The sequence below is a fragment of the Streptomyces sp. Y7 genome (assembly GCF_043195415.1).
Taxonomy (GTDB): domain Bacteria; phylum Actinomycetota; class Actinomycetes; order Streptomycetales; family Streptomycetaceae; genus Streptomyces.
In genome coordinates this window covers 1,042,131-1,054,287 of the sequence record NZ_JBIDDQ010000001.1, presented here as the reverse complement: position 1 = coordinate 1,054,287, position 12,157 = coordinate 1,042,131, and the positions used below count along the sequence as shown (strand labels likewise).

General features: G+C 68.6%; 15 protein-coding genes and 2 pseudogenes. 8 read left to right on the top strand and 9 right to left on the bottom strand.

The window, feature by feature from the left end; translation table 11 throughout:
• Nucleotides 1-8: 8 nt before the first annotated feature.
• The 3 genes from ACGFW6_RS04540 (at nt 9) to ACGFW6_RS04530 (ending at nt 1,032) form a co-directional block, all read left to right on the top strand.
• A complete protein-coding gene (locus ACGFW6_RS04540; protein WP_393504549.1) occupies nt 9-230 on the top strand; it encodes an HAD family hydrolase in 222 nt (73 codons plus the stop codon).
• Between the two features lie 27 nt (nt 231-257).
• Entirely contained in the window at nt 258-383 is a 126-nt protein-coding gene (locus tag ACGFW6_RS04535; protein WP_393504547.1) for a hypothetical protein, read from the top strand.
• A 142-nt stretch (nt 384-525) separates the two neighbouring features.
• Entirely contained in the window at nt 526-1,032 is a 507-nt protein-coding gene (locus ACGFW6_RS04530; RefSeq protein WP_393504545.1) for a DinB family protein, read from the top strand.
• Nucleotides 1,033-1,117: 85 nt separating this feature from the next.
• Here the strand turns inward: ACGFW6_RS04530 and ACGFW6_RS04525 are convergent, their stop codons facing one another.
• Together ACGFW6_RS04525 and ACGFW6_RS04520 are read right to left on the bottom strand one after the other, a co-directional pair.
• Entirely contained in the window at nt 1,118-1,504 is a 387-nt protein-coding gene (locus ACGFW6_RS04525) for a hypothetical protein (protein ID WP_393504543.1), read from the bottom strand.
• Between the two features lie 210 nt (nt 1,505-1,714).
• The gene (locus tag ACGFW6_RS04520) at nt 1,715-2,794 is read right to left on the bottom strand and encodes a glutamate--cysteine ligase (protein WP_393504542.1); all 1,080 of its coding nucleotides are present in this window, start codon (nt 2,792-2,794) and stop codon (nt 1,715-1,717) included.
• Between the two features lie 782 nt (nt 2,795-3,576).
• Between ACGFW6_RS04520 and ACGFW6_RS04515 the strand changes: the two genes are divergently transcribed.
• Complete coding sequence (locus ACGFW6_RS04515) at nt 3,577-4,926, top strand: PP2C family protein-serine/threonine phosphatase (RefSeq protein ID WP_393504540.1); 1,350 nt, start codon at nt 3,577-3,579, stop codon at nt 4,924-4,926.
• A gap of 27 nt (nt 4,927-4,953) precedes the next feature.
• Here the strand turns inward: ACGFW6_RS04515 and ACGFW6_RS04510 are convergent, their stop codons facing one another.
• Nucleotides 4,954-5,628, bottom strand: coding sequence for a type III effector protein (locus ACGFW6_RS04510; protein WP_393504538.1), 675 nt, complete (start codon nt 5,626-5,628; stop codon nt 4,954-4,956).
• 127 nt (nt 5,629-5,755) lie between these two features.
• Between ACGFW6_RS04510 and ACGFW6_RS04505 the strand changes: the two are divergent.
• From ACGFW6_RS04505 to ACGFW6_RS04495, 3 genes and pseudogenes are all read left to right on the top strand, one after another.
• Nucleotides 5,756-6,187: pseudogene (locus ACGFW6_RS04505) on the top strand (Hsp20/alpha crystallin family protein).
• Nucleotides 6,188-6,350: 163 nt separating this feature from the next.
• Nucleotides 6,351-6,788 carry a DUF2267 domain-containing protein gene (locus ACGFW6_RS04500; protein WP_393504536.1) on the top strand — a complete coding sequence of 146 codons (438 nt, stop codon included), beginning with the start codon at nt 6,351-6,353 and terminating at the stop codon, nt 6,786-6,788.
• 250 nt (nt 6,789-7,038) lie between these two features.
• Nucleotides 7,039-7,701 (top strand): GAF and ANTAR domain-containing protein, encoded by a 663-nt coding sequence (locus ACGFW6_RS04495; RefSeq protein WP_393505093.1) that lies wholly within the window; start codon nt 7,039-7,041, stop codon nt 7,699-7,701.
• Nucleotides 7,702-7,748: 47 nt separating this feature from the next.
• Here the strand turns inward: ACGFW6_RS04495 and ACGFW6_RS04490 are convergent, their stop codons facing one another.
• The 4 genes from ACGFW6_RS04490 to ACGFW6_RS04475 form a co-directional block, all read right to left on the bottom strand.
• Nucleotides 7,749-8,756, bottom strand: coding sequence for a Ppx/GppA family phosphatase (locus ACGFW6_RS04490; RefSeq protein ID WP_393504534.1), 1,008 nt, complete (start codon nt 8,754-8,756; stop codon nt 7,749-7,751).
• A gap of 66 nt (nt 8,757-8,822) precedes the next feature.
• Nucleotides 8,823-9,581, bottom strand: coding sequence for an aminopeptidase P family N-terminal domain-containing protein (locus ACGFW6_RS04485; protein WP_393504532.1), 759 nt, complete (start codon nt 9,579-9,581; stop codon nt 8,823-8,825).
• Between the two features lie 142 nt (nt 9,582-9,723).
• Nucleotides 9,724-9,960: a hypothetical protein gene (locus tag ACGFW6_RS04480; protein WP_126897549.1), complete on the bottom strand. Its 237-nt coding sequence runs from the start codon at nt 9,958-9,960 to the stop codon at nt 9,724-9,726.
• A 124-nt stretch (nt 9,961-10,084) separates the two neighbouring features.
• The gene (locus ACGFW6_RS04475) at nt 10,085-10,555 is read right to left on the bottom strand and encodes an ATP-binding protein (protein ID WP_393504530.1); all 471 of its coding nucleotides are present in this window, start codon (nt 10,553-10,555) and stop codon (nt 10,085-10,087) included.
• A 138-nt stretch (nt 10,556-10,693) separates the two neighbouring features.
• Between ACGFW6_RS04475 and ACGFW6_RS04470 the strand changes: the two genes are divergently transcribed.
• Nucleotides 10,694-11,071, top strand: a complete 378-nt coding sequence (locus tag ACGFW6_RS04470) for an STAS domain-containing protein (protein ID WP_393504528.1) — start codon at nt 10,694-10,696, stop codon at nt 11,069-11,071.
• 96 nt (nt 11,072-11,167) lie between these two features.
• Here the strand turns inward: ACGFW6_RS04470 and ACGFW6_RS04465 are convergent.
• A pseudogene (locus tag ACGFW6_RS04465) lies at nt 11,168-11,534 on the bottom strand (hypothetical protein); the annotation flags it as partial.
• Nucleotides 11,535-11,693: 159 nt separating this feature from the next.
• Nucleotides 11,694-11,978: a hypothetical protein gene (locus ACGFW6_RS04460; protein WP_393504526.1), complete on the bottom strand. Its 285-nt coding sequence runs from the start codon at nt 11,976-11,978 to the stop codon at nt 11,694-11,696.
• Nucleotides 11,979-12,157: the final 179 nt, after the last annotated feature.

Below are 12,157 nucleotides of genomic sequence, written 5' to 3'. Positions count from 1 at the left end.
ATCCGTCATTGAAGGAACGCGGTCACCGACTGGTGCTGGCCAGCTCCGGCAAGCAGCGTCACGTCGACGCTTTCCTGGACAAGCTGGAGGCTCGGGGCATCGCCGACGACTGGACCAGCAGCGCCGATGTCGAGTCCTCCAAGCCGGCACCCGATCTGCTGCACGTGGCACTGAAGAAACTGGGTGCTCCGACCGACGCGTCGAGTGTGATGGTCGGCGACTCGGTCTGAGACGTCGAGGCGGCGAAGAGGGCCGGGATGCCGGCGATCGCCGTCCGTTCCGGCGGCTTCGGCGACGACGGACTGCAAGAAGCCGGCGCCATCGCCATCTACGACACCCCCGGCGACCTCGCGAAGGCAGCGGACGACACACCGCTCGCCTGAAGCCTGTCCGGGCAGAGCCTGCCGGGAGGCCCTGCGGCGCGGAATCGCTGTAGCGACCTGCTGGATGAGGAGCTGGGGGAGCAGGTTGCACCCGGCGGTAAACCCTCGACATCGGTCGCGGTGATCGGGGACGCTTCGCGCGATGACCAGAATCGATGACACGCCGCCCGCGTGGGACGAGCGCAGCCAGCTCACCACGTTTCTCGACTACGCACGTGACACCGCCCGCGCCAAGTGCGCCGGCGTCTCGGCCGAGAACGCGCGCAAGGCGCTCCTGCCGGGCTCACCGCTGATGACCATGTGCGGAGTGATCAACCATCTCCGCTGGGTGGAGTACTACTGGTTCCAAGTGGTCTTCCTGGCCGAGGAGGACCGGGGCCCCTGGACCGACGAGGACCCTGACCGCGAGATGCGTATCGCCGTCGATTTCCCGCTCCCGCAGCTTCTTGACGAATACGCTGAACAGAGCGCCCGCTACCGCGAACTGGTCGCCGGGAACGACCTGAACAAGCATGCCGGGCGAGCCGTCCGCAACGGCCTCCACGTCGACTTGCGCTGGATCCTCCTCCACGTCACCGAGGAGACGGCCCGCCACAACGGCCACCTGGACATCCTGCGCGAGATGCTCGACGGCACGACCGGCGGTTAGGAGGCTTCTGGGCGGAGCCGGAGCGGATCGAGGCCGGATGACAGTGCGGTGGATGATGCGCGACGATGACGGGCCTCAGCGGGATTTATCGCGGGCGGCGTCGGGATGGTGGGTCCTGAGGGTCGACGCCGGTCACCGCGGAGGCGTCCTTGGTGCCGCTCGGGCGCTGAGAACGGCCCCGGCGCCCCGTGTCCCGCCTGCCTTTCTCGTCCCCACCGGCGTGCTCCTCGCCCCGCTTGCTGCTGCTCTTGACCGTGTCACCCGGCACGGACTTCGTCTCCTCCTTGGACTTCGTCCTCCCCGGGCCCTTTCCGCCGCCGTACTCGGCGGTGCGGAAGGAGCGCTCGGCACTCGGATTGTCCTGCTGACGGGTCTCGTCCACGTCGGTGGCCCAGCCGTGCTGACCGGTGCCCCCCTGACGGCTTGGGCCCTGACCCTGGGCCGGCTCTGATGCGTCTGGCTTCTTCGTCATGGGATGACCTGCCTTCGAAGAGAGGCGGTGCAGATGTAGGCATCCGCCCTTTGCTTGCCCCTCGCCGCCGAGTGCCCTCTGTGGTGGGTGGTATGTACCGATATGGAAAATTCTCCCGGCGAGTGTGCGGCGGACTGCCAGGCGGCCATGTCCACATCACCGGGGACGGTGCCCGGCAGCGCTGTCCGCCCTCGACGCGGCTCGGTCGGTCTAACCGGCGATGAGGTCGGTCACTGCCGGGAGGCCGCCCGCGGCCAGCGCCGCGCGCTGCCGGGCCGCGCCGGTTCCCTCCTGGAGGAGCCGGCGACACCCGGCAGTCACCTGCCGGGTGTCGCCGGCCGCGTCGAGCGCGGGGGTGACATGCCGAAGGAGTTCGAAGAGCGCTTCCTCCGCCGGGCGGGTGTTGCGCTCCAAGTCGACGAGAGTGTCGTTGAGACCGTGCCGGGCGGCATGCCACAGGCCGGCCCGCAGCAGCTCGGGGTGCCATTCGGGCGCTGGGGCACCGGCCGAGACCGCTTCGAGCTCCGTGGTGACGAGGGCCCTCACGAGACCTGCGAGCATCACCGCGTCGTCGACGCGCAACTGTACGTCCAGGCACCGCACTTCGACCGTGGGGTATCGGGCGGACAGGCGGATCACCCAGTACAGCTGCCCGATGTCCGCGATCAGCCCGCTCTTCAAGAGCCGCTGGACTCGTCGGTCGTAGTCGGCCACGTCCTGGAAATACGGGGGCATGCCGCTGACCGGCCAGCGGCTGAAGACCACCGTGCGCCAGCTGGCGAAACCGGTGTCGTGACCGTCCCACAGAGGCGAGTTCGCCGACATGGCCGTCAGCGTCGGCAGCCAGACCAGGAGCCGGTTCATGATCTGGATGCCCTCTTCGCGGCTGGGTACGGCGACATGGACGTGCATGCCGTTGACCAACTGCTCGGCAACCAGTTGTGGCGCCTGTGAGTGCATGGCCCGGTAGCGGGCCTCGTCGGTCACGGCCTCGGGGCGGTCGTGACGCCGCGGGGACGTCCCGCAGGGCGCCGGCCGGCACCCGTGCTGTTCGGCCGCCGTCCAGACGGCATGCCGCAGCCGCAGCAGATGGCTGCCGACCTCCTCCAGCGTGTCGCACACCGGGGTAGCCACCTCGACCTGGGCCTGAAGCAGTTCCCTCTGTACCTCCTGGCCCGTCGCGAAGGGCGTCAGGCCGGCCGCCGCGCGCACTTTGCCGGCCAGCGGTACGGGCAGGCCCGTGGCCGGGTCGAGCAACAGGTACTCCTCTTCCACACCGATCGTCGTCATCGGCCGCTCTCTGTTCCGCCCCGTCGCCGGGAGTCCCGATCTGACCGTGGCGGCCACCGCAGGCGGGTGCACGCTCACCGGTTACCGAGTGCCGCGGAACCGGTGGGAGAAATGGAATTGCTGACGCATGTGCCGGATCCGGTCACGCCCGAGACCCGGCGGCGGGAGCACCTGCAACAGTCCTGGCAGCACCGCACCCGAATCCGGATAGCCGCCCACACAGTCCGGGCGGAGGCAACCCGAACGCCTGGTGTCTACAACCCGGCCCGCTCAGGCCCAGGGAAAGTACGCCGGATCGAGCCGGTCCCAACGGGCGCCAGCGTGCCAATGTGGAATGGGCCGCTGCCAAGGGCCGGTCCACTGCGGCGGTCACTCCCGCGCGAGGGACGCGCCGTTCCCCCAGCGTGAACCTCTGGCGCGGGTCAAGGCGATCGACTTCACCTCCGAGTACGCCTGGGCGGACCGGAAGCAGTCACGGTCCGAGCCCTGTGGCACGGGAGTCACGCAGAGGCGCGACCCGGCGTTGCACGAGAACGTGTGTGCTACAAATGGCGCTGTGGCCTTTCGTGGCCGCTCGGTCGGTTGTTGGGGAAACAGCAGCCATCACCAGGTAGTTCCTCACATCGTCAAGCACCGACCGCAGCACATCGCCCGGCACCGCAGGGACCGGGCGTTCGCCGTCACCCGCCCGCGAACGTTGTCCGCTCACCGCGGGTGAGCGTGCCGCCGGGCTTTGGCTGCTCCGTTCTGCGCCGCGTGGCACGGCTCGACAAGGAGCGGTCATGACCGACACCACCATCGAACCTGGAGTGCGGCCCGTTTCGCCCCCGGTCGCGCCCGCCCGAGCCCTGTCGGAGCTGGAACGGCTGGCGCTGCTCGCCGACACCACCGCGCAGCTCATCTCCAACAACGACGTGGACGAGGCGCTGAACCGAGTGGTCGCTCTGGTGCTGCCTCGTCTCGCGGAGTGGGCTGTCATCGACCTGATCACGGAGAGTGGCGATGTGTCACGGTACCGGGTGGTCCGCGCCGATGCCGAGGGCCTGACCGCGCGCGAGGACCTCCAGGGCCCTATGCCGCCGGTCTCCGACGCCTCCCTAATGCCGCTGTCCAGAGCTCTGCGAGGAATGGCCTCCAACCTCGCCGGCCCGCAGACCTACGAAGGAGAACCGGACAGCGGCATCGCCGTCGAGCAGCGCAAGCTGTTCCAGGTGACGGGGATCAAGACCGCGGCCATCGCCCCCATCCGGGGGCCGTGGGAGGTGCTGGGTGCGCTCACGCTCGGCCGCTCCGACGCCAGCGAGGCCTTCACCATGCACGACCTGGCTCTGCTGGAGGACATCGCCCGGCGAATCGGCCTCGCGCTGGAGAACGCCCGCCACTACCAGCGCCAGCGCCAGGTCGCCGAGACCATGCAGCGCTATCTGCTGCCCCAGCTGCCTCATCTGCCGGGTGTCGGCATGACAGCCCGCTACCTCTCCGCCCCGGATGCCTCCTACGTCGGCGGCGACTGGTACGACGCGTTCCACCTCCCCGGTGGGGACACCGCGCTGGTCATCGGTGACGTCGTCGGTCACGACCTCGAAGCGGCGGCCGGCATGGCGCAGTTGCGCAACATGATCCGCGCGTTCACCTGGTCGCAGGACCAGCCGACGCACGGCGTCGTCCAGCATCTGAACGAAGCGATGACGCAGATCACCGATGTCCGCATGGCGACAATGATTCTGGCCCGGCTGGCGATCGACGCGGCCGGCGCCTGGCAGCTGCGGTGGAGCAGCGCCGGTCACCCGCCGCCGCTGCTCGTCGGTCGTGACGGACTGACCCGCTATCTCTCCGAGGCCAACGGACTCCTGCTCGGCATGGCCTCGTCCCACCCGCGTTCCGAGGCATGCATCACCCTCCCCGCGGCCTCGACACTCGTCTTCTACACGGACGGCCTGATCGAATCCCGCAGACAGCCGCTGGACGTGGGCATGGAGAACCTGCGCCGGCACGCCGCCTCTCTGGCCCACCGCGACCTGGATGCCTTCGCCGACCAACTGCTGCAACGCTCCCGGCCCCACGACAACGACGACGACGTCGCCCTTCTTGCCATCCGCCTCCCGGCCGACACCGGCAGCCGAGCCTCCTGAACCCGACCCAGGGGCAATAGCCGGTCGTCAGGTCCGGTTGCCGCGCTCATTTCCGCTGTGCCAGCGGAGTTGGTCGGTGTGGCAGGTCAGGTCCTCGACGCGCGCGGCGATGTCGGGGTGGCCGGATGCCAGATACGGCTGCGTGTCCGCCAGGGGTGCGAGGAGGGCGGCCGGGTCGTTGTCGGCGAGGGCGGCGGTGAGCTCGGCGAGCGGAGCGCGTACGGAGAGGTCGGTGAGGGTGGTGATCTGTCCGGCGAGCCGGCGCAGGTCGCCGGCGTTGGCGCGGGCCCAGGCAGTGACGCTGCGGTCGGCGGCGCGGCGGTCGCGGGTGGCCTGCACCCGCTGTTCGCCTGTGGAGCCGGGGTTTCCGGGGCGGCCGCGCAGGTAGCGGCGTTCGGCGGCCTGGCGACTGGCGACGCCGAGGGGGTGAGCGAGGTCGGCCCAGCTGGCTCCGGCGTCGCGGGCGGTTTCGATCAGTCCCGTCTCCCATCCGGCGAGCTGCTCGCGCACGTGCCGCAGCAGCAACAGCGAGGCCAGCGCCTGCTCCGCCCCGGGACCGGGCGCCTGTGGAGTATCCGGGGACCCCCGCTGGGCGTCACGCAGGGCGTCGTCAATGGCGGTGAGGGCCGCTTCGGCGGCGAGAAATGAGTCCGGGCTGTGGGCGTTCGCATGGGACGTGGGCGGCTGGTCGGCTGCGGTCACGGGCGCCCCCTGAGATCGTCATCATGTAGACGACATCGTGTTTGTCATCCATTGGATGACATGTTACAACCGTGTCAGTGGGGCGCATTGGCAGTGACTGCCTGGACCCGCTGGAGGTATTTTCACGATGTTGATGCGCACTGACCCCTTCCGTGAGCTGGACCGGCTGGCGCAACAGCTGACGCGCCCGGGCACCTGGTCGAAGCCGTCGGCGATGCCGATGGATGCCTAACGCGAGGGCGACGCGTACGTGGTGGCCTTCGACATCCCCGGCGTCACCGCCGACGCGATCGACATCGACGTCGAGCGGAACATGCTCACCGTCAAGGCCGAGCGCCGGCCGGCGGCGAAGGCCGACGACGTGCAGATGGAGCTGTCCGAGCGGCCGCTGGGGGCCTTCTCCCGCCAGATCGTGCTCGCCGACACCCTCGACACCGAGCACATCCAGGCCGATTACGACGCCGGCGTGCTCACCCTGCGTATCCCGATCGCCGAGCGCGCCAAACCCCGCAAGATCTTTATCGGCGTCGGATCCCGCCGCAAGGAGATCTCCGGCTGACACCGGCCTGACCCAGCGGAGGGCGGGCGCCGGAGCCCCCGTACCCGCCCTCGCACCCCCGCGGCCAGTCCGCACGACCTGCTGTTCGGACGCCCTCGGTCTACGCCACCGCCCGCACGCCGGTACCCGAAACCCGGCCACAGCATGAAAGGCAACCACCCCAGTGAGCTCCGACCGGCACGCATCGCCCCAGCAGCTGTACGGGACGGCATACGAGCAGATGCTGGAGAAGGTCCGCTACGAGGGCGCCTACCCCACCCGTGAGAGAGCCGACGAAGCCGTCCGCCTGGTTCTCGCCGGGCTGGGACGACAGCTGACCGGCGACGAACACGTTGACCTGGCACGCTGCCTGCCCCTGGAAGCAGCACGCGCGCTGACCGCGCAGATCCCCGACACCCAGCCCCTGACCGGCTGGGCCTTCGTCAAGGACCTCGCCGCCCGCACCGGCGCCTCCCAGGCCACCACCCGCTGGGACACCGGATCCGTCCTCTCCGCCGTCGCCGCCTACGCCGGCCCCGACCTGATCACCCGCATCCTCCACCAACTTCCCAGCGGGTACGCCCTACTGTTCGGCCGTGCCGAACTCATGCAAGCCGCATAGGACGACGCAACCGCTCAGGCGGGCGCGAACGACACGCTGACACACGCGGACGAACGCACCCTTCAGCCGGTAGGAACGCCGGCAGCGTCCGCAACACGATGAGTGCCGCGTAGGCGAGGCGCCCGCCGCACCACCCGTCGGGTCGACGACCGAGTTCACCGCGCGGATCGCGTGGAAAGCTGGGTACAAGACTTGTCCAGGCGGATGAGTGACGGAGGACGAAGTGGACTGGGGTCGGTTCGCGCAGGAGATGGCCACGATGGCACGGGACCTTCTGGCGCAGGCTTCGGTGACAGCCACGCTGGAGCGGATCACTGCTTCGGCCACCGAACTGGTGGAAGGCTGCGACGCGGCCGGAATCCTCGTGCTGCACGACAGCACGGTGCAATCGCTGGCCCCCACTCACCAAATGGTCATCGACAGCGACCAGTTGCAACAGCGCCTCGGCGAAGGACCTTGCTTCGATGCCGCTCGTACCGCGCAAGGCGAACGCGTCTTCCGCATCGCCGACCTCACCGGATTGCAGCAGCGCTGGCCTGCCTACGCTCCCCAGGCCCACGCCCTCGGAGTGGGCAGCATGATGGGTTTCCTGCTCTTCACCGAGGACGAAGACCTCGGCGCCCTCAACCTCTACTCCCACAAGCCCGGCGCCTTCACCGATGCCAGCGAAGTGGCCGGCTGGCTGCTGGCCTCCCACGCCGCGGTCGCCTTCTCCAGCGCCCGTACCCACGCCCAGATGGAGCAGGCTGTCGCCACCCGCCACCTCATCGGCCAAGCGATGGGCATCCTGATGGGGAGCCGTCACCTCACCGAAGAGCAAGCCTTCGACGTGCTGCGCCGCTATTCCCAGGAGAACAACATCAAGCTTCGTGAGGTCGCCCGCCTGGTCTGCGAACAAGGCGGCCTTTCATAACCCTGCGGGCGGCTCCCGCAGCACGTTGCGGGTCCCTCAGGGAGAGTTCAGTGCGGCGGGGTCGCGATCCGCAGGGGCGCTCCGCCGACCGGCACAGGAGCCTCGCTACGCTTCGCAATCTCAGACCACCAGCCGGCGCCGTCCTCGATGTAGCGCAGCAGCACGCCTTCCCGGATCGCCCACGGGGAGATGGCAGCGGTCTTGATCCCGGTGAGCTTCATGACGGTGTGCCCGACCACCGCGCCCGCCAGGCTCTGCTCGGCCCGCGGTGCGGAGATCCCCGGCAGCTCCGCACGCTCGAGCGCAGACAACTCGGAGAGAGTGTCGATACAGCTCCGGAGGTCACGGCGAGCCAGGTGGCGGGAGACGAATGGGCCCTCCCGGCCCGGGGCAGCCCCGCACAGACGCCCCAGCTGCTGGAAAGTCCGCGAGGTCGCCACCGCCGTACGAGGACCCTCCCAGCGGACCCGCTCAGCGACATCACGCAACTGGTGGCGCACCTTGCGACGAAGGGCCTTGACCGCCAGCGCGCTAGGCCGGCCCTCCTCGTGGAAGAACTGCCTGGTCAGCCGGTTCGCTCCGAGTGGCAGCGAGGCCGTGAAGTCGGGCAGCCGGCCGAGCCCGAAGGCCACCTCCAATGAACCGCCGCCGATGTCGAACAGAGCCAGTGGCCCCGCCCGCCAACCCAGCCAACGTCGCGCACCGAGAAACGTCAGCTCGGCCTCCAACTCGCCCGGCATCGTGCAGATGGGCACACCCGTCCCGGAACGGACCGCATCCAGCACCTCCCGCCGGTTCGGGGCGTTGCGGACCACCGCCGTCGCAAAGGCCAACGGTCCGGCTGCACCCCACCGCTGGGCCGTCCTGCCCGCTGCGGCAACCGCCTCCACCAACCGCGCAACAGAATCCTCGGACAGGCGCCCATCGGGAGCGACGTGCTCGGAAAGCCTCAGCTTCCACTTGGCCGTATGCACAGGCAGCGGCACTCCGTCCTCCGCGTCCGCCACCACCAGCCGGACCGTATTCGAGCCCACATCCACCACACTCAGCCGCATGGGCCCCCGAGTACCCGCGCAACGCCCCACCAGTCCGCCATGCAACCACACGGCTGCCCCGGGTCGTCACAGGCGCTGCGGCCGAGCATGTACCGGAGCAAGGCTGCGGCGCAGTCCTGTGCGGTTATGCGGGGAGCACGGGATATCGCGGCGTGGCGGGAGGGGTTCGCCGCCCTCGCTCTGTTCGACAGGCCGCACGAGGGGCACGAATCCCGGGTGGTCGCTTCCAGCCGACAGCATCGCGTCCTGTATCGCACCTACGACCTCCCCGCCCGAGCACTCGCCCGCGGCGGCGTCGATACCGGCCTCGACGCCGATGTCGGACAGCCTGCCGGCCTCGCGCAGGCAAGCGATCTCGAGGTCGGTGCGAATTGCCTGCGCCTCGGCCAGCACCCCCGCGCAATCGACCCACACCGGAGAGCTGAGACGACGGTCCATGCCTCGCCATACGGCCACGGGCAACGACAGGGAATCAGGCTGATGGCCGACCCGCCGCTCGTCGCCCGTCAGCGGCTGAACCACCTCGTACAGCACGTCGCACGGATCCTGGCCGTCCCGGTAGCCGGCGAACGCGCAGCCGTCGGCTTGCTGCGCTGCCGTCGCAGCCTCCATCTCTCGCGCCACCAGCGTCGCGGTCCGCGAACGTGTGTCCAGTACCAGTGCGGTGAAGACGAAGTGCCCCTGGTTGTGCAGGCCGCTGAGGTAGTACACGTCCTCCGGGGCCGTGACGATCGCGGCAGTGACCTGCGACTCCGCCAGCAGAGCCAGGGCCTCGGCGCGGCGCCGCTCGTATTCCTCGACTGGGAACGTCACTGCCGAAGCCATGGAACCTCCGTGCGCAAGACGGGTCAGCATCGAAACCGCCAGCAAGCCCCGAGGTAGACGGCGCCACTGACCACGGCGACCGGGGGATACGGAAGCGGGCCGCCGCATGCGGCGGCCCGCTAGCGCGAGACCCGAGGGCGAGTCAGCTGTCGTTGAGCCGCGTGCGCAGCAACGTCTTGCCGAGTTCTGCGCCCTTGCGGCTGTCGGCCTGCGCCTTGCGGAATAGGTCAGCCACCTCGGTGTCCTTCGTCCGCTCCGCGTCCTGGATGTAACCCTCAAGGCGTAGAGCGTTACTCAGGCACGCTTCCACGTACCAGACAAGGTTGTAGTCCTTGTCCTGTGTACCGGTCGCGCCGCCGGTCTCGCTGGTGCTGGTCATGTGCGCCTCCTCCATCGAACGAGTCGCTCTAGACCGCCCGAGTACCCGGTCCGGACTGAACATGCAGTACTGAGTTTCCGATGGACCCACCACCGGTCTCAAGGTCGCGCAGCGGAGCGAGTCTCTACCGGGGGCTGCGCCCGGGGGAGTCGGTCTCCTCTTGCAGGGCGATGCGGGCGGTGACGCGTTTGCCGACCGGCTCGGGGGCGACGGACAAATTCTCGGTGACTGCCTGGACGATCTCCAGGCCGTGCTGCCCGATTCTGCCGGGATCCGCGGCCCGCGCAGTGGGAATGGTGGGATCGCTGTCCCACACCACGATGTCCACGGCTCGAGCGGTGATCCGCAACTCCATCAGCACCGGGCCGGGAGCGTATTTGCGGGCGTTGGTGACCAGCTCGCTCACCACCAACTGGGTGAGCTCCAGAACCTGCTGCGAGACCGGAAGGCCGTCCTCTTGTGCCTGGGAGAGGAATTCCGTGGCCCGGTGACGGGCCTCGGCGATGCTGGTGCCGCCCCCTTCCAAGGCCAGGGCAGTCTGCATCACCCGACAGCCGCTCCCCGCAGTGTCGTTTCCTCCCGCGTCTGATCCCATCGCGGTGTTGCCCTCATTCCCCGTGTCAGACTTCCGCGCGTACCCCGGAAATCATCAATAACTCTCTGCTCGTGACGCTCCAGTAAACCGGTGGCTCGGCTCTACGGGATAGCGGCCGGGTGTGCCACGATCACTCGCATGACTGACGGGCGAGAAGGACGAACCGAACGGGCTGGGCAGCCGGGACGGCTGTCAGTCAAGACCAGCGTGAGCGACGGTATCCGCGTGGTCACAGTGGCCGGGGCGATCGACTACGACACCTGCGAGGAGCTCCAGCAGGCCCTCGAACCCTCCGGTCCATTGCCGCCGCGCGTGGTCGTCGACATGCACCAGGTCACCTTCATGGACTCCAGCGGCATCAACGTCCTTCTCGGCGCCTACCGCACCCACAGCACAGCCGACGGGTGGCTGCGCCTGGCAGGACCTACCGGCGCGGCGAAGCGCGCCCTGCAGCTCGTCGGCCTCGATACCGTTATCAGCTGCCACGAAACGCTCGACCAAGCACTCAACGCCTGAGAAGTCCGCATTCAGAGGTTCCCCGACAGGGCAGCGGCGGCCGCGCCCTCACCATGGCCCGCGGCCGGTGGCCGACAGTTGATGCGGTGCGGGGGGTCATTCGTCGGATTCGTCGCTGCCTGGAGGCCGTGCGGTGTGGTGGGGATGGCCGACGGTGCGTCGTGTCTCTTTCATCTCGGCCTCGTACAGGTGGCTGCGGCCCTGGGCCAGTCGATCGACGGCTTCACGCTCCAGGAGCGTGAACGGCCGGTGGTAGGTGGCGTCGTATGCCTCCACGATCTGAAAGGTCCAGTGGCCCGGGATGACGTTTCGGCCCAGGATTTCCGACCGCACCCGGTCTGCCCACTGAGGGTGACCGGCTCGGCAGCAGCTCAACTGCCTGATCCAGCTGGAAATCGGCGGTGCCGGTCAGCTGATGGAAGCTGTAGAGGTGGCCTCTGGCGCATTCCGTGGTCTCCAGTGCAATGTCCCTTTCTCGTGATCACCGGCGCCCCAATGGGACGGCGAACCGCAGCCCAGCTGGTCAGACAGCCCTTACGGCTCATTTCATCCTCACGAGAGGCCCATATCGATCAGCGCGCCGACGGCGCTCAAACTGCGAGGGCATTGACGGCGGCTGTTCTCACGCCTCCGTGGTCAGCGCGGTGGCAGTCGCGATCGCCGTATCGGCGCGGGCGTGGATGACCAGCCGTATGCCTCCCGGGCCGGCACCGGCTGCGAGGAGACGCCGTACGGGGGCGCTGTGCGTAGCCACGGACAGCACCAGGTCGAGGCGGCTGCACAAGTGGTGGGCGTGGAGAACCACGTTGAGGGCGGCCTGGGTCGGCGAAGGCTGGGCGAGGATGATCACTACCGAAGCGGGCTTGTGTCCGTGGACGAGATCGCTGATCTCAGTCAGCAGGGCCACTCGCGCATCGACGCCGGGGTCGTCATGCATCGTGATGACAAGGACACGTTTTTTGAGTGTGTGAGACATCATCACAGTTCATTACCTTCCGCCCATGTCCGCCCACATTCGGACTACCCTGGTCTGGGCATTCAATTCGATACGAGCCCTACACTGCGCCGGGCGTACGCGGTGGGGGA